The organism is Xanthobacter tagetidis (assembly GCF_003667445.1).
In the GTDB taxonomy this organism is placed as follows: Bacteria; Pseudomonadota; Alphaproteobacteria; order Rhizobiales; family Xanthobacteraceae; genus Xanthobacter; species Xanthobacter tagetidis.
The window spans coordinates 101,758-118,364 of the sequence record NZ_RCTF01000016.1 but is presented as its reverse complement, the minus strand read 5'-3'; the positions used below and the strand labels follow the sequence as shown (position 1 = coordinate 118,364).

Genomic DNA, 16,607 nt, shown 5'->3' with positions numbered 1-16,607 from the left:
CGGGCGACGGCAGGTGCGCAACGTCCTCTACATGGGCGTCCTCGCCGCCATCCGCGCCCGAAAGAGCCCCTTCCAAACCACCTATGCCCGCCTCGTCGCCGCCGGAAAGCCACCCAAGCTCGCAATCACCGCCGTCATGCGGAAGATGATCGTCATCCTCAACGCCATGGTCCGAGACGACGCGCCATTCAACGCCTGAAACACAGTTGCTTGACCGGAGCACCCATTCCGCCGCCGGTTGAAGCCCCGGCGGCAGGGTCGTGGGCCCTCCGATCAAGTCGGAGGGCGACGGCGGGAGGGCGGCGAGGGCGGCTGGTAGGGGCGGCGGGAGAGGGCTTGCTCAGCCCCGCCCCTCACACCGTATAGTTCAGCGCCGCGCGGCCGCCGTCGATGAAGATGGTCTCGCCGGTGATGTAGCTCGCCTTGTCGCCGGCGAGGAAGGCGACCGCGTCGGCGATCTCGCTCGGCTCGCCCACGCGCCCGAGCGGGGTGCGGGACAGAACGCGCTTCATGGCCGCCTCGTCGGAGGCCACCCCGCGCATCATGTCGGTCATGATGGAGCCCGGCGCCACCGCGTTCACGCGGATGCCGTGCGGCGCCAGCGCCAGCGCGCTGGCGCGCGTCACCTGCGCCACGCCGCCCTTGGAGGCGCAATAGGCGGTGATGGCCGGGATCGCCATGATGGAGTTGATCGACGAGAGGTTGACGATCGATCCCTTCGCCTTCGCCGCCACCATGCGCCGCGCCACCTCCTGGCTCATGAGGAAGGTGCCGACGAGGTTCACGTCCAGCACCTTGCGGAACGCATCCAGCTCCAGCGAGAGGATGTCGCCCGAAAGCGTGATGCCGGCATTGTTCACCAGCACCGTCACCGTGCCGAAGGCAGCCTCGGCGGCATCTACCGCCGCCTTCACGTCCTCCGGCCGGGAGACGTCGCAGGCGACCGCCGCGGCCTTGTCGCCGAACGTCGCCGCCGCCTTCCCCGCCTCTTCCAGCTTGACGTCGGCGATGGTCACGCGCGCGCCGTCGGCGATCAGCGCGGCGACGCAGGCAAGCCCGATGCCCTGCGCGCCGCCGGTGACGATGGCGGACTGTCCTTCAAGCGTCATGGTTCGGCTCCGGTGTGGAAAAGGGGAGGGGCCTCAGCGCTCGTCGCGCCCGGCCGGAGAGGGGGAAACGTAGCCGGCGGCGATGTCGTGGGCGCGCGCCGCGCCGTCGCGTTCGGAGGGCGGGCCGAAGCCGCCGCCGCCGGGCAGATCGAGCCTCAGGCGCCGGCCGGCGGGCACGTGCTGGCGGCCCTTGCCCTTCAGCTTCGTGCCGTCGTCCAGCGTCACCCGGCCCGGCGCGCCGTCGGCGCCGCCGTCGCGGCCGCGGGCGGGGTTGTCCACCCGGTCGAACATGGCGTTGAAGTGGAAGTCGTAGCCGTCCGCCGCGCCGATCTCGATGGTCTGGCCGAGGCCGCCGCGCCGGCGCCCATCGCCGCCGGAATCGGGCCGCAGCTCCTTGCGCCAGACGACGATGGGGCCGACCTGCTCGGTCGCCTCCACCGACATGGTGTGCACCCCGCTCGGGAAGGCCGTGGCGCTCATGCCGTCCAGCGTCGCGCGCGCGCCGGTGCCACCGCTGTTAAACATGAGGATCTCGGCGCCGTCGGGCCCCGCCGCATTGGCGCCGGGCAGGCGCCGGGCGCTGATATGGATGTTCCACAGCGCGCCCGCGCCCTCCGCCGGGATACGCTCCGGCAGGCATTTGTGGAGCGCGCCCAGCACCAGGTCCGGCACCATGTGGCCGATCACGTGCCGGATCGCCACCGGCGCCGGGTCGAGCGCGTTGAGGATCGAGCCCGGCGGCGCCGAAACCTCGAACGCCTCCAGCGAGGCGGCGTTGTTCGGCACCATGGGGGCGAGCGCGCATTTCAGCCCGTAGCAGGCATAGGCGCGGGTGTAGACCAGGGGCACGTTCACGCCGAACGGGCTCTGGGGCGAGGTGCCGGAGAAGTCGGCGCGGATCGTCCCGTCGCCCATGTCCAGCGCCACCTTCAGCATCACCGGCGCGTCGTAGCCGTCGATCTGCATCTCGTTCTCGAACCGGCCGCGCGGCAGGCCCTTCAGGCAGGCGCGGGTGGCCTCGCGGCTGCGGGCGAAGATGAAGCCGGCGAGGGCGTCGAGGTCGTCGAGGCGGAATTCGTCCATGGTTTCCATGAGGCGGCGGTGGCCCACCTCGTTGCACGCGGCGAGCGAGAAGATGTCGCCCACCGTCTGCTGCGGCGTGCGCACATTGGCGCGCACGATGCGGATCAGCCCCTCGTCCACCGTGCCGCGTTCGGCGAGCTTCATGATGGGGATGCGCAGCCCCTCCTCGAACACCTCGCGCCCGTCCGGCCCGAAGCCGCGCCCGCCGATGTCCACCACATGGGCGGTGCAGGCGAAGAATCCCACGAGGCGCCCGGCGCGGAACGAGGGCGTCACCACCGTGATGTCGTGCAGGTGGCCGGTGCCCTTCCACGGGTCGTTGGTGATGTAGACGTCGCCCTCGAAGATGTTCTGAGGCCCGATGTCGGCGATGAAGTGCGCCACCGCCTCGGCCATGGCGTTCACATGGCCCGGCGTGCCGGTGACGGCCTGGGCGAGCATGCGCCCGCCGGCCTCGAAGATGCCGGCGGAGAGATCGCCGGCCTCGCGCACGCTGGTGGAGAAGGCGGTGCGCACCAGGGTCTGCGCCTGCTCCTCCACCACCGCGATCAGGCGGTTCCACAGGATCTGGAAGTCGACTTCGCTTAGCGGGTGCATGGCTCAGACCGCCTCCCTGCTCGTTGTGCCGAAGGGCGTTCCGGCGGCCTTGGCGCGGCGGTCGAGCCGCAGCGTGCCGTCGGTCTGCATCACCGCCTGGAAGGCCGAGGTGACGATGGTGGAGGTCTCCGCCTCGACGATCACCGCCGGGCCTTCGGCGACGGCGCCGGGCGCCATGGCCGCGCGCTCCACCACCTGCGCCTCCACGAAGCCGCGCGCGCGGGCATCGAAGATGCGGCGTGTTCCCGCGACCGGCGCGGGCGAGGTGGCGGGGGGCGGCGCGGCGCGCGGCACCTCCGGCTCGGGGGTCGCCGCGCGCACCGACCAAGAGACGATCTCCACCGACTGGCCGGCGATGACGCGGCCGAACAGGCGCTCGTATTCCTCCTCGAAGCGTGCGCGCAGGCGCGCCGCGCAATCGGCCGCGAACGGCGCGTCGGGCAGGTCCACGGGAATTTCCCAGCCCTGGCCCACATAGCGCATGAAGGCGCGCAGCGAGAATTCCGGCGCCGCGTCCCCGGCGCCGCGGGCGACGAACGCCACCGCCTCGCGCTTCATCTCGTCCACCACCGCCTGGAGCGCGGCCGCCTTCGCCTTTTCCAGGCGCAGGTGGCTGGAGCGCACGGTCTCGTAGCCGAACGGCGTCGCGAGGAAGCCGATGGCCGAGCCGACGCCGGCGCCGGGCGGCACCAGGATGGTGCCGACGCCCAGTTTCTCGCCCACCCGGCAGGCATGGATGGGCGCGCCGCCGCCGAAGGCGATCATGGTGTAGCCGGAAAGGTCGCGCCCGTTCTCCACCGCATGGGCGCGGGCGGCATTGGCCATGTTCTCGTCCACCACCTCGCAGATGCCAACAGCGGCCTGATCCTCCGGCAAGGCAAGCGGGGCGGCGACGTGCTCGCGCATGGCCTCCTGCGCATTTGGTACCGACAAGGCGATGGATCCGCCGGCGAAGGCGTCCGGATCGAGCCGGCCGAGCAGCAGGTTGGCGTCGGTGACGGTGGGCCTGGTGCCACCACGCTGATAGGCGGCGGGGCCGGGCTCGGAGCCCGCGCTCTCCGGGCCGACGCGGATCTGGCGCATCACGTCCACATGGGCGATGGAGCCGCCGCCGGCGCCGATCTCCACCATCTCGATCACCGGGATGGAGATGGGCATGCCGCTGCCCTTCTTGAAGCGGTAGGTGCGCGCCACCTCGAACGTGTCGGCGGCCTTGGGGCGCTGGTCCTCGATCAGGCAGATCTTGGCCGTGGTGCCCCCCATGTCGAAGGAGAGCACCCGGTCGAGCCCATGCGCCTTGCCGTAGCGCGCCGCGAAGATGGCGCCGCCCGCCGGTCCGGATTCCAGAAGCCGCACGGGGAACAGGGCGGCATCCTCCACCGAGATCAGGCCGCCGCCCGAATGCATCATGAAGACCGGGCAGGAAAGGCCGATGCCGGCGAGGCGGCCGGCGAGGCGCTTGAGATAGCCCTCCACCATTGGTTGCACATAGGCGTTGGCGCATACCGTGTTGAAGCGGTCGAACTCGCGCATGCGCGGCGACACCGCGCTCGACAGCGAGACTGCGACGCCGGGCAGCGCCGCGCGCAGGATCTCGCCCGCGCGCTGTTCATGGGCGCCGTTGGCGTAGGAATGCAGGAAGCCCACCGCGATGCTCTCATAGCCGCCGGCCTTGAGGCGGGCGGCGAGCGCCTCCACCTCGGCCTCGTCGAGCGCCTTCAGCACCTCGCCGTGGGCGCCCATGCGCTCGGCAAGCGTAAAGCGGTCGGCGCGGGGGATGAGCGGGGCGGGCAATACCAGATCGAGGTCGTACTGCTCGAAGCGGTTCTCGCGGCGCATCTCGATCACGTCGCGGAAGCCCTCGGTGGTGACGAAGGCGGTGCGCGCGCCGCGCCGCGCGATCAGCGCGTTGGTGACGAGCGTGGTGCCATGGATCACGCCGCCCACCGCCTCCGGGCCGACGCCGGCGGCGGCGAGCACCAGGCGGATGCCGTCGAGGATCGCCTGCTCGGGCGCGGCATAGGTGGTGAGCACCTTGCTGGAATAGAGCCTGCCGGAGAGTTCCAGTGCGGTGTCGGTGAAGGTGCCGCCGATGTCCACGCCGATCCGACCGACTGCCGACTTGGTCATCTCAACCCCTCGTCACCAACTTGCGCGACACCAACTTTGACGGGACGCGCTTGCGCGCGGCCCGGATGGCACAATGGCGGAATATCGCGGCGGCGTCACCGGTTTCGGCGCTTGAGAGTGCCCCGGCGGCGTGCCAAAATGACGCGCTATTGTTTCACATATTGGAACGCGCGCACGCCGCCGCGCGGCGAGGAGGCCCGCAGGATGACCGGCAAGCTGAAGATGGGCGTGAAGGAGATGCTGGAGGAGGCGCGCGCCGCCATCACCGAGGTCGAGCCGGCGGAGGCCATCGCGCTCTCGGCCGATCCGGACTGGCTGGTGGTGGACATCCGCGACGTGCGCGAGCGCCAGCGCGAGGGCTTCATCCCCGGCGCCTTCCACTGCCCGCGCGGCATGGTGGAGTTCTGGATCGATCCCGAAAGCCCCTATTTCAAGAAGGAGTTCGGGCAGGGCAGGAAGCTGCTGTTCCACTGCGCACTCGACTGGCGCTCGGCGCTCACCGTGCACCTGCTCCAGCGCATGGGGGTGGAAGACGTGGCCCACATCAAGGGCGGCTTCAAGGCCTGGAAGGAGGCCGGCGGCGCGGTCGCGACCGATCCGCCGCGCTGAGCCTGCCCCACCGCGCGCTCGCTAATTTATTGGTAGAGAACGCGTTGTCCGGCCAGCTTCCATTGCAAGCTGGCCGGCGCGTGCTCTAAAGAGCCGGCGGATTCCCTCCACCACGGACCTTGAGATGCTGAACGAGATCGATCACGTCACCATCGGCGCCGCCGATCTGGCGAGCGGCGCCGAAGACATGCGCCGCCTCGTCGGCATCGACATGCCGCTCGGCGGCAAGCACGCCGACATGAGCACCCACAACCGGGTGATGCGCACCACGGACGGCGAGTTCCTGGAGTTGATCGCCATCGACCCCGAGGCGCCCACGCCCGGCCGGCCGCGCTGGTTCGGGCTCGATCTGCCCGCGCGCCGCGCCCGCCTCGCGCAGGGGCCGGCGCCGGTCGGCTGGGTGATCCGCACCGACGACCTCGACGGCGTGGTGGCGCGGAGCCCGGTGGACCTCGGCCCGGTGAAGGCCATGTCGCGCGGCACCCGCTCCTGGCGCCTCACGGTGCCGGACGACGGCGTCGGCGCGCTCGGCGGCATCGTGCCGGGCTTCATCGAATGGGACGGGCCGCCCCATCCCTCAGCCGGCATGCAGCCCTCCGGCCTGGTGCTTGAGGCGGTGATCGTGCGCCATCCCGACCCCGCGGCGGTGGCGGATTTCCTGGCCGCCGTAGGCATCGCGCCGCTCGCGGCGGTGGAGGAAGCAGCCGCCCCCGGCCTTGCCTTCATCCTGCGCCGGCCCGACGGCACCCGCCGCGTCCTCGCCTGAGGCTCACCGGGCGACGACGGCCAAGAGCGCGGCGAGCGCGATCAGCGCCGTCGCCGCCACCGGCCAGCGGCGCAATCGGGCGTCCGCCGCCACCGCGAGATCCAGCGTGTGCCGCCAGAGCGCGGCAAGCGGGCCCATGGCGTGCAGGATGTCGCCCGCCGGCACCTCCGGCAGCGGCCAGCGCCGCCAGGCGAGGAGCCCGGCGAGCGCGAGGCCGAGCGCCACCGGCCACACCCCCTTGGCGAGCGCATCGCCCGAGAAGGCGGCGGCGAGCGGCAGCCCCGTGACCGGCGCGAACAGCGCGAACGGCACGGCGAGCGCCAGCGCCGCAAGCGCCAGCGCGGGCAGGAGGATGCCGCCGGGCGGCGTCTGCCTTTCCTTGCCGCTGGCCGTCACCAGCACCGCATAGCGCGCCATCAGCAGCGCCGAGCCGACGGCCGACAGGGTCAGAAGAAACCCGGCGATGCCGTCCGGCACCACGATCTTGATGGCGTATTTCGCCAGCGCGCCGCCGGTGAAGGGCAGCCCGGCGAGGGAGAGGCCGAGCACGCCGGCGATCAGCGCCGCCTGCCGCGCCCGCGCCGGCGCCGAAGCCATGGCGAGGCCGGCGACCAGGAACATGGCGCCCTTCAGCAGCATGTGGTTCACCGCATAGAAGGCGGCGATGGGGAAGGCGCCGGGCAGGCCGGAGGCCAGAGCCGCGCCGATCACCGCGCCCACCACGCCCATCTGGCTCACGGTGGAATAAGCGAGCGCGCGCTTGGGGTGGGTCTGCGTCACGCCGAGTGCGACGCCGTAGAAGGCGGTGAAGATGCCCACGGCGGTCAGCGCCTCGCCCCAGCCCGGCAGCGCGACACCGTCCGGCAGGAAGCGCAGGAGGCCGATCACGCCCGCCTTCACCACCACGCCGGACAGCGCCGCCGAGCCCGGCACCGGCGCCACCGCGTGGGCGAGCGGCATCCACACATGCAGCGGGAACAGGCCCATCTTCAGGGTGAAGCCGGCGAGCAGCAGGAGCACGATTGCGCTCCGGAAGGGCGAAGTGGGCAGCGCCGCAACCGCGTCGCGGATCAGCGGATTCGCCTCACTTGTGCCCGACGCCAGCATGACGAAGGCGGCGATCAGGAACGCCTCGCCCAGCACCGTCAGCGCCAGATAGAGGTTGCCGGCGCGCCGCGCCTCCGGCGTGTCGTCGTGGGTCACGAGGCCGAAGGCGGAGAAGCTGACAAGGGCATAAGCGAGGTAGAAGCTCGCCACGTCCGCCACCAGGAATACCGCGAACGATCCCGCCATGGTGAGCGCCCACCACGTGGCGAAGGCGCCGCGCGCCGGGTCCTTGCGCATGTAGGCGCAGGCATAGGCGCCGGCCGCCATCCACAAGAGCGCCGCTCCGCCCAGCAGCAGCGCGCCGGAGCCGTCGAGCGCCAGGGTGAAACGGAAGGGATAGGGCGCGACCAGCACCGACATGCCGCGCGGCACCGCCACCGCCGCCACCAGCGCGGGCAGCGGAGCGAGGATCAGCAGCCGCGGCACCAGGCGGCGCAGCCCCGGCGCCAGCATTGCGAGCGCCAAGGCGAGCGGCGCGGCGATGGCGAGCAGCAGCAGCGCCTCCGGCGCGACGGAGATGGGCAAAGGCGGCGTGGTCAGGAACCCGCTCATGGCGCGAGCCCCTCCCAGGCGATGGGCCGGCCGATGGAGAGGAAGCCGAGCGGCGCCAGCGGCAGGAAGCCCAGCGCCACCGCGCCGAAGGCCAAAGCGAGCGCGATGCCCGCGCGCCAGCCGCACTCCCGCGCCGCCGGAAGCGTCCCGTCCTCCGGCCGCTGGAGCGCCAGCACGAGGAGCCGCAGCACATAGCCGCCCGCCAGCAGTCCGCCCGCCAGCACCACCACGCCGATCCACCAGGCGCCCTGCTGGAGCGCGGAAGTCAGCAGCATCACCTTGGCCGTGAAGCCGCCGGAGGGCGGCAGCCCGAGCAGCGAGAGCCCGCCGATGCCGAAGGCGGCGATGGAGAGCGGCGCGACCCGCGCGGCCCCCTTCAGACCGGCGAGCCGGTCATGCCCGAACACTTCGGCAATGAGCCCGGCGGCCATGAACATGGCGGCCTTCGAGAAAGCGTGCGAGACGAGGTGCAGCGTGCCCCCGGTCCAGGCGAGCGCGCTCCAATAGGCGTCCGCGCCCGCCGCGAGCGGGAACATGAGGCCGAGATAGCCGATCTGCGCGGCGGTGGAATAGGCGATCAGCAGCTTCAGCCGCACCTGCGCCAGCGCCACCACGCCGCACACCAGGATCGCGCCCGCCCCGCAGATGGCCAGAACCGGCGCGGCCGCCTGCGCCATGGGCACGGGCGCGAGGTCGGCCCACAGGCGCACCAGCAGGAACAGCGGCGCCTTGATGACCACCGCCGAGAGCACCGCGCTCGCCGCGGGCGGCGCGCCGGCATGGGCCGGCGGCAGCCACAGATGCAGCGGGAACAGCGCCGCCTTCGCCATCAGCCCCGCGCTCATGAGCGCGAGCGCGGCGCCGAAGCTCCAGCCCGGCGGCGCCAGCGCCAGCGCGGCCGAGAGGCGGGCGAAATCGAGCGTGCCGAACTGGCCGTAGACCAGCACCACGCCGAGCAGATAGAGCACCGAGCCGAACAGGGCGAACATCAGGTAGGTCATCGCCGCTCGGAGCTGGCCCGGCTTGCCGTCGAGGCACACGAGCGGCACGGCGGCGAAGGTGAGCAGCTCCAGCGCCACGTAGAGCGTGAACAGGTCCTGCGCCAGGAAGGCGAGGTTCAGCGCGCTGGCGAGCGCCAGCAGCAGCATGAAGAAGGCGGGCGGCATGCGGGGCGCGCCGGCGCCCGGCGCGCGCATGGCGTAGAAGGCGGTCAGCGCCAGCACCAGCGCGCTCATGCCCATCATGGCCGCCGAGAAGCCGTCCGCCCGCAGGCCGATGCCGAGCGGCGGCGCGAGGCCGGCGACGAAATACTGGAGCGCCCGGCCGCTCAGGGCCACCGCGACGCCTACGGCGACGCAAAGGCCGGCGCCGATGGCGAGCACGGCGAGGGCCGCGCGCTCGCCCACGCGCGGCCCCGCGAGCAGCAAAGGCACGAGGCCGAGGAGCGGCACCGTCAAGGCGAGCACGAGGAGGGCGCTCACGGCTCCTCCTCCCCCGCGCCGTCCGCCGCCTTGAGGCGCAGCAGCAGGGCGACCGCGAGAGCGGTGGCGCAGAAGGCGACGACGATGCCGGTGATGACCAGCGCCTGCGGCACCGGGTCGGCCGCGAGCCCGGCGCCGGCGCCGCGCCGCGCCACCGCGCCGAAGATCAGGAACACGCCGCCGCCGAGGATGTTGAAGCCGAGAATGCGGCCGAGCGCCCCGCCGGCGGTCAGGAGGCCATAGGTGCCGCAGCCGGCCAGCATGGCTCCGGCGAGGGCGTAGAGCATGGCGTCGCTCATGAGGGGGCTCCGCGCCGCGCCATCAGGGGCGCTCCTCGCCCGCGGGCGGGCCGAGCACCACCAGGATCAGCGTCAGCGCGATGGAGGCGGTGATGGCGATTTCCACGATCTTGATGACCGGCTTCTCGAAGCCGGGCGGGAAGGCGAGGAAGGCGCCCGCCGTCGCCCAGCCGAGGAAGCCGGCCGCCAGTAGGCCGAACGGCCCGGCGAGCAGCACCAGGCGCAGCCGGCGGTCGTCCGCCCGCGGCAGCGGCGCGAGACCGGCCATGAGCGCCAGGAGGCCCATGGCGGCGAGCGTCGCCCCGCTCTGGAAAGCGCCGCCCGGCGCATCGGCGCCGGCCCACAGGAGATAGGCGCCCACCAGGACGCCGATGGGCACCAGCACGCGGGCGAGGAAGGCGGAGGGGGCAGGGGCGGCGCCTGCGAACAGCGGCTCCGGCCGCCCGCGCCACAGCGGATCGCGCGCCAGCGCCCACACGCCCACCAGCGCCAGCAGGAGCACGATCTTCTCCAAAAGCGTGTCGAGCGCGCGGAACGCCAGCAGCACGCCGGTGACGGGATTGCCGAGCCCGGTGGCCGGCAGCGCGGCGGCGGCATCGGCGGCGCGCGAGGGCGCCGGCTCCGGCAAGGCGAGCACGAGCGCGGCGAGGCCCAAGGCGACGGCGACGGAGATTGCGGCGGCGAGCGCCCGGTTCGCTGCGGGCGGGACAGCGGGCAGGCCCGCCGCCGCGCGCAGCAGCACGATGCCGGAGATGCCGCTGCCGATGGCGATCTCGGTGAGCGCCACGTCCGGCGCCGCGAGCCGCGCCCAGGCGAGGCCCAGGAGCACGCCATAGCCCATGAAGGCGATCACCGCCGCGCGCGGCGCCGCTGCGGTGACGGCCGCCAGCGCGGCGCCGGCGACCAGCAGGCCGGCGAGGGCGTCGAAGACGAGGCTCACGGCCGTTTCTCCCGCGCCGTTGCCTCGATCTGCGCCTCAAGCGTCGCCGCCTCGGCCAGCACCTGCGAGACTGCGCCGGAGGCGATCTGGGCGAGCGCCCAGACGGCGATCATCTTCACGCCCGCCATCACGCTTCCCGCCTGCGGGAGAAGGCCGAGCACGATCAAGGCGAGGCCCACATTGTCGGCCTTGGTGAGGGCATGAATGCGCGTCAGCGGGTCCGGCAGGCGCAGGAGGCCGAGGGTTCCGGCGGCGAAGAACAGGACGCCGGCGGAGACGAGGAGGAGCGTCACGGCATCGAGCAGAAGGCTCATGGCTGCCGCTCCGGCGCGTCGGGGGCGGGCGGCGTCCGGCCGCCCAGGGCCGCGCGATAGGCGCAGGCGGCCAGCGCCGCGAGCAGCGCCGTCAGCAGCGCCGCATCGAGCAGCGCGGGCTCGCTCATGGCGGGGGCGATGAGCAGCAGCACGGCGATGGCGCCCGATCCCAGGAGCTGGAAGGCCAGCATGCGGTCGATATCGCCTTCGCCGCGCCAAAGCGCCGCGAGACCGGCGCCGCAGATGAGAAGCACCAGCGCGCCGGCGGCGAACAGGAGGTCAGCCATGGTGGCGCCCGTCGGTCGCCAAGGGGGTGTCGAAGGCGGGCGCGCGCATGGCGAGAAAGGCGGCGGCGTCGGCTTCCACCGCCTGCGCCACCGGGGCGGTCACGTCGAGGCAGTGGAGCGTGAGACCGGCGCCGGGCGCGACCAGCGGCAGCGTGCCCGGCTGGAGGCTGGCGAGCGCCCGGAAGGCATCGCGCGGCACGCCCTCCGGCACCGCGCAGGGAACCGTGAGGATGCCGGGCGCGATCCGCGGCGGCGTGGCTGTGACCCGGCGCGCCACGTCCCAGCCGGCGATCAGCGCGCCGGCGGAAAACCGCGCGCCGTAGGCGATCACGCCGGCGGGGCGCCAGCGCCCGGGGGCAGGCGGCAGCAGCCGCAGGCTGAGGAGCGCGGCAAGGGCGGCGATAAGGATGCCGGCGGCAAGGTCGGACGGGCCGACGCGGCCGAGCATGACCCAGCCGGCGAAGAAAGCGAGCCATCGCGCCGAACCGTGCGCCGTGAAGAGTTGCCCCATTGCTTCCTTGTCCGCAGCTCCTTGCCCGCGTGAGGCGTCGGCGCGCGTTCGGCCGCGACGCGCCTCATCTTAGCCGCCGGACGGGGCCGGCGAAAGCTTCAGCCGAACGGTCGGGGCAGGAGGGCCGGGCGCCGCCCGGCCCCTGTGTCAACGGTTGGGCGCCGGCCGGGCCCGCTGGGCCGGCCGGACGTTCTGCTGCGGTCGCGCCCGCTGCTGGGGGCGCACGTTCTGCCGCTGCTGCGGACGTACCTGCTGGGGCCGCGCCCGCTGCTGCGGCCGCACCTGGCGGTTCGGCTGCACCTGCCGGTTGGGCCGCGTCTGCTGGGGGCGGACATTGCGCTGCGGCTGCACGTTGCGCTGCGGCCGCTGGCGCGCTCCCTCCCGGTTGCCCTGGCCGGGCCGCGCGGCCGGGCGATCCGGACGCGTCGCCGGACGATCCGGACGGGCGGCCGGGCGATCGGGCCGGGCGCCGGGACGGTCGGGACGATCCGGACGCGCCCCCGGACGGTCGGGACGCCCCGGACGGTCGGGACCAGCGCCGGGACGATCGGGACGACCGGGACGATCCGGCCGCACGCCGGGACGGTCCGGGCGCATCCCGGGTCGATCGGGATTTAGACCGGGTCGTCCGGGACCAACGCCCGGTCTACCGGGACCGATGCCCGGTCGGTCGGGACCGAGGCCCGGACGTCCTGGACGGTTCGGCGGCGGCACGTTGGGGCGGCCCGGACGCCAGGGTCCCGGCCCCCAGGCCGGCGGCCGCGTTCCCGGACCCCAGCCCCAGTGGGGCGGACGGCGCCAGGCCGGCGGCACCACCCAGACGGTGTTCCAGCCACGGTTGTTCCAGCCCCAGCGGTTGTTCCAGTAGGAGCCGACCGCCACCCCGGTGCCGAACAGCAGCGCCCCGGTGGCGAAGGTGGTGAAGGCGCTGGAGCTGTCATAGACCGGCACATAGATGCGCTCGGGATTGGCGGGGGCGATGTAGATCACCTCCCGCCCGCCGCTCTGCCGGGTCGACACCACCTGCTGCTCGTTGGTCTTCAGGTTCCCCACCTTCTCCGCCTTGGCGCGCAGCATCTGGATGACGTTGGAGACGTCCTGCGGCTGGTTCACGAAGGCGAAGCCGATGGATTCGGCCCACTCCATGTGATCGGCGAGCTGGGCGATGACGTCCGGAAACCGCGCCAGCGCCTTCACCGACGAATCCCAGGGCTTCTTGTCGACCGCCGCGAAGTTGCCCGCCGCCACCGTCCGCGGATTGCCTTCGATCCACTTGTCGGCGGCGACGATCTGGTCGGGGAAGGCGGCGGCCGGCATCAGGATCGCCAGCAGCGGATCGGGATAAAGCGCGATCGGCGCGAAGATGTATTCGAGGTCGGTCATGGAATAGAGCTGGGCATTGGCCGCCGCCTCGGGCGGCTGCGGCGGCACCGGTGCGCTCGGCGGCGGGGGCGGCGGCGCGGGAGGTTGCGCCTGCGGCTCGGCCGGCGGCGTCTGCGCCCCGGCGGCGATGGGGAAGGCGGCCGTGGACCAGGCGAACACGCTCGCCATGAGGACCCGGCCGAACTTGCCCGCACGAATCGGCGAGCAGCGCTTATTGCCTGTGACGGCCACGATTACCTCCAGACTTCCAGTCCCGGCCACCGAGCACGGCGGGCAGGAGACACAACGCTTGGGACGGCAAAAGGTGCCCAGCGCCGTGCAGGCCACGGCGAAGTCTCGCCATGGCAACGGCTCGGACAGGTCCTGCCGGAGCGCCCGCGGGGGATCGGGCGCCCCGGCAGGCGCCGCCTCATTTGGCGGGCGGCGTGGTATCCGGGTCGGGAATTTCGCCCGGCTTGTAGTCCGGAAGGCGCCCGGCCGGAATGATCGAGAGCAATGCGATGCCGGCCATGAGCAGCAGGCCGATCTTCAGCGCCCTGAGGCGGGCTTCGGCGTTCACCGCCACCGCCGCCGTCACCTGCTCCTGCGTGGCGCCGGCGGTCTCCAGCGTCGTCCGCAGGCGGTCGTTGGAGACGAAGTTGATGCTGTCGAGGTTCACCATGGCCTGCACCTCGGGGGTGAGGGTCGGCGTCGCCGCCACCCGCCCGAGGACGATGGTGGAGAGCAGCCCCACCAGCAGCGCCCCGGCCACCGCCGTGCCCACCGCCGCGGCGAGGTTGTTGGTGGTGCCGCGCAGCGAGCCGACATCGCCCGCCAGTTCCTTGGGCGAGGCCGTGACCAGCACGTTGAACACCAGCGTCACCAGCGAGCCCTGGCCGATGCCGAACAGGACGAGGCCGATCAGCACCGGCCCGGCGCTCCAGTCGTTGCGCACCACGAAGGCGAGCCACACCAGCGCCACCGTGCACAGCATGAAGCCGTAGCGGCCGATCTGGCGCGGGGTGAGCCGGTCGTAGAAGCGCACGATCAGCATCGCCGAGAAGAAGACCGTGAGGTTGAACGGCATCATGGCGATGGCGGTCGCGAGCGGCGAGCGGCCCTGGACGATCTGGATGTAGAGAGGCACCGAGAAGTTCAGCATCGCCTCCAGCGCCACCACGGCGAACATCGCCATCACCGCGGCCCGCTCCTTGGCCGAGGTGATGACCTCGAGCGCCAGCAGCGGCGTCTTGCCCGCCTCCTGGCGCCGCTTGGTCCAGCGCACGAACAGCTGGCCGAGCACGATGCCCACCACGATGAACACCGGCGCGGGCGAAAGGCCGGCGATGTTGAACGGGGCGGCCGGCGTCGCCACCGCGAGGCCCCAGCGGTTGAGATTGTTGAAGCCGAACGAGATCAGCACGATGGCGGCGGCGGCGAGCACCACGCCCACGAGGTCGATCTGCACCTCCGGGCGGCCGTGGTCCTGCTTCAGGCGGAAGCTGAGCACGAACACGATCGCCGAGAGCGCGATCAGGATGCCGAAGGCCGGACGCCAGCCGATGAAGGTGCCGAGCACGCCGCCGATCAGGAAGGCGGCGACGCCCGCCGCAGCGCGCGCCGAGCCGAGCGCGCCGAGCGCGGTCGCCTGCTGGGTGCCGCGATAATTCTCGGCGATCAGCGCCACCAGCGAGGGCACGATGGCCGCCGCAGCGGCGCCGGACAGGCCCTGGGCGGTGATCATGAACGTGGCGCTGGGGGCGAAGGTCATCAGCACCTGCGCACCGCCGAACAGCAGCACCGTGGCGCGGAACACCCGGACCGCGCCGAAGCGCTGGTTGAGCTTGGCGCCCAGCATGACGAAGCCGGCCACCAGCATGGAATACATGACGATGCCGGTGGCGATGGTGGTGGGCGGAACGTTGAAGCTCTTCACCATGCCGCCGAGCGCCACCGGCAGCGAGGCGACGTTGAACGACATGAGCACCTGGCCGAGCGCGATGGCGATCATCGGCACCCAGGAATCCTTGACCTCCTGGCCCGTGTGCGGGCCGGCCGCCGTGGTGTTGGACATTGGCGTTTTCCTTCTGAAATCAAGTTCTTGTTGTGCTGGAAAGGCGCCGTCGGCGGTCAGTCCTCGGGGCGGGAGACGAACAGGTCCATGCCGAGGTGCTGGGAGAGGTAGCGCGCGGCGAGCTGGCCCTTGACGCTGTTGCCGGCGCCATCGAGCGGCGGCGCGAAGGTGCCGAGGCCGCCCTTCCCCGGCGAGACGGTGACGATGCCGCCGCCGATGCCGCTCTTGCCCGGCAGGCCGATCTCGTAGAGCCAGTCGCCGGAGGTCTCGTAGAGGCCGGCGGTGGCCATCACGGCGAGCGCGTAATGGCACACGTCCGGCTCCACCACGCGCTCGCGCGTCACCGGGTTCACGCCGCCGTCCGCGAGCGTCGCGCCCATCACCGCGAGGTCGCGGGCGCTGACGTTGAGCGAGCACTGGCGCGTGTAGAGCTCGGTCGCCTCCTCGGGGTCGCAATAGATGGCGCCGACGCTCTGGAGCATGCGCGAGATGGCGCGGTTGCGGAAATTGGTGGCGATGGCGGAGGCGTAGACCTCCTCGTTCAGCGGCAGTGAGCGGCCGGCGAAGCGCGAGAGCCCGCCATGGATGAACGCCCACTTCTCGTCGGAATCGGCGCCCGGAACGAGGCTGGTGGTGGCGATGGCGCCGGGATTGACCATGGGGTTGGTGACGCCGCCGGGCATCGCCTCGATGGCGGCGAGCGAGTTGAAGGCCCGCCCGGTGGCGTTGGCGCCGAGCTTCGCGCGCGCCTCGGCAGGGCCGATCAGGCCGCACACAAGCGCGAAGATGAAGGGCTTCGACACACTCATGATGGAGAATTCGTAGTCCACGTCCCCGGCGGCGTAGATGCGCCCGCTGGTGCCGGCGACGCAGATGCCGAACAGGTCGCGCGGAACGCGCTCCATGGCCGGATAGACCTTCGAGTTCTCGCCCTCCTGGTGATCCTTGAACCGCGCATAGGCGCGCTGGATCAGCCGGTCGATCTCCGCCGGGTCCGGCAGGCGGCCCGTGGAGATGTAGGCGGGGGAGGGCAGATCCTCGTCTCGGAACATGGGCGGCTTCCTGCTCTTGCGTCTCACATTCGGAGGAGACTTGCGTTACGCGACTATCTGTCCTGCTGGGCGCGGGCCGCTGAGGGCGCCCAACATATTGCGCACAAGCCTAAGGCTTGAGGCGCCAAGTCTCAAGAAAATCATCGGGTGAAATCTTGGGCCATTCGCGGTTTATGCTGCAGTGCAATAGAATATCCGGTAAGGCACGAAATTGGCTGGGACGACGGCAAGTCGAAAGCGCGCTTACATCCAATTTATACTATGATACCGCCATGCGCCTCGCCGCCCAGACGTCCGGTTCGCGGGTTCGGTCCCCCACGTTCCATCGCCCGGT

Annotated in this window: 15 protein-coding genes and 1 pseudogene; 3 read left to right on the top strand and 13 right to left on the bottom strand. The window is 72.0% G+C overall.

The features are described 5' to 3' along the window. A pseudogene (locus D9R14_RS23175) lies at window positions 1-199 on the top strand (IS110 family transposase); the annotation flags it as partial. A 154-nt stretch (window positions 200-353) separates the two neighbouring features. On the opposite strand, the gene D9R14_RS17590 reads toward D9R14_RS23175, so the two are convergent. Genes D9R14_RS17590 through D9R14_RS17580 form a run of 3 tightly spaced genes read right to left on the bottom strand, consistent with a single transcriptional unit; the run spans window position 354 to window position 4,919 of the window. Beyond that, the gene (locus D9R14_RS17590; RefSeq protein ID WP_121624655.1) at window positions 354-1,109 is read right to left on the bottom strand and encodes an SDR family NAD(P)-dependent oxidoreductase; all 756 of its coding nucleotides are present in this window, start codon (window positions 1,107-1,109) and stop codon (window positions 354-356) included. Between the two features lie 33 nt (window positions 1,110-1,142). Continuing rightward, window positions 1,143-2,789, bottom strand: coding sequence for a hydantoinase B/oxoprolinase family protein (locus D9R14_RS17585; protein ID WP_121624654.1), 1,647 nt, complete (start codon window positions 2,787-2,789; stop codon window positions 1,143-1,145). 3 nt (window positions 2,790-2,792) lie between these two features. Next, entirely contained in the window at window positions 2,793-4,919 is a 2,127-nt protein-coding gene (locus D9R14_RS17580) for a hydantoinase/oxoprolinase family protein (RefSeq protein WP_121624653.1), read from the bottom strand. Between the two features lie 204 nt (window positions 4,920-5,123). Here D9R14_RS17580 and D9R14_RS17575 point away from each other — a divergent pair, with 204 nt between their 5' ends. Continuing rightward, a complete protein-coding gene (locus tag D9R14_RS17575; RefSeq protein WP_184759695.1) occupies window positions 5,124-5,528 on the top strand; it encodes a rhodanese-like domain-containing protein in 405 nt (134 codons plus the stop codon). A gap of 124 nt (window positions 5,529-5,652) precedes the next feature. After that, a complete protein-coding gene (locus D9R14_RS17570) occupies window positions 5,653-6,294 on the top strand; it encodes a VOC family protein (RefSeq protein ID WP_121624652.1) in 642 nt (213 codons plus the stop codon). Between the two features lie 3 nt (window positions 6,295-6,297). On the opposite strand, the gene D9R14_RS17565 is transcribed toward D9R14_RS17570, so the two are convergent. From D9R14_RS17565 to glsA, 10 genes are all read right to left on the bottom strand, one after another. Beyond that, window positions 6,298-7,953: a complex I subunit 5 family protein gene (locus tag D9R14_RS17565; RefSeq protein ID WP_121624651.1), complete on the bottom strand. Its 1,656-nt coding sequence runs from the start codon at window positions 7,951-7,953 to the stop codon at window positions 6,298-6,300. Then, entirely contained in the window at window positions 7,950-9,434 is a 1,485-nt protein-coding gene (locus D9R14_RS17560) for a complex I subunit 5 family protein (protein ID WP_121624650.1), read from the bottom strand. Before D9R14_RS17560 ends, D9R14_RS17565 begins: the two co-directional genes overlap by 4 nt. Next, the gene (locus D9R14_RS17555; RefSeq protein WP_121624649.1) at window positions 9,431-9,733 is read right to left on the bottom strand and encodes an NADH-quinone oxidoreductase subunit K; all 303 of its coding nucleotides are present in this window, start codon (window positions 9,731-9,733) and stop codon (window positions 9,431-9,433) included. Before D9R14_RS17555 ends, D9R14_RS17560 begins: the two co-directional genes overlap by 4 nt. Window positions 9,734-9,755: 22 nt before the next feature. Then, entirely contained in the window at window positions 9,756-10,673 is a 918-nt protein-coding gene (locus D9R14_RS17550) for a hydrogenase subunit MbhD domain-containing protein (protein ID WP_184759693.1), read from the bottom strand. After that, window positions 10,670-10,987, bottom strand: coding sequence for a cation:proton antiporter (locus tag D9R14_RS23290; protein ID WP_184759691.1), 318 nt, complete (start codon window positions 10,985-10,987; stop codon window positions 10,670-10,672). Before D9R14_RS23290 ends, D9R14_RS17550 begins: the two co-directional genes overlap by 4 nt. Next, window positions 10,984-11,274, bottom strand: a complete 291-nt coding sequence (locus D9R14_RS17545) for an MrpF/PhaF family protein (RefSeq protein WP_121624648.1) — start codon at window positions 11,272-11,274, stop codon at window positions 10,984-10,986. The genes D9R14_RS23290 and D9R14_RS17545 overlap by 4 nt, the downstream gene beginning before the upstream one ends. After that, entirely contained in the window at window positions 11,267-11,785 is a 519-nt protein-coding gene (locus D9R14_RS17540) for a Na+/H+ antiporter subunit E (RefSeq protein WP_121624647.1), read from the bottom strand. Before D9R14_RS17540 ends, D9R14_RS17545 begins: the two co-directional genes overlap by 8 nt. Window positions 11,786-11,932: 147 nt before the next feature. Continuing rightward, on the bottom strand, window positions 11,933-13,399 hold the full coding sequence (locus D9R14_RS17535) for a DUF3300 domain-containing protein (protein WP_121624646.1): 1,467 nt from the start codon (window positions 13,397-13,399) through the stop codon (window positions 11,933-11,935). A 178-nt stretch (window positions 13,400-13,577) separates the two neighbouring features. Beyond that, the gene (locus tag D9R14_RS17530) at window positions 13,578-15,221 is read right to left on the bottom strand and encodes an MFS transporter (RefSeq protein ID WP_121624645.1); all 1,644 of its coding nucleotides are present in this window, start codon (window positions 15,219-15,221) and stop codon (window positions 13,578-13,580) included. 56 nt (window positions 15,222-15,277) lie between these two features. Continuing rightward, window positions 15,278-16,273 carry a glutaminase A gene (gene glsA, locus D9R14_RS17525; protein ID WP_121624644.1) on the bottom strand — a complete coding sequence of 332 codons (996 nt, stop codon included), beginning with the start codon at window positions 16,271-16,273 and terminating at the stop codon, window positions 15,278-15,280. Window positions 16,274-16,607 lie beyond the last annotated feature (334 nt).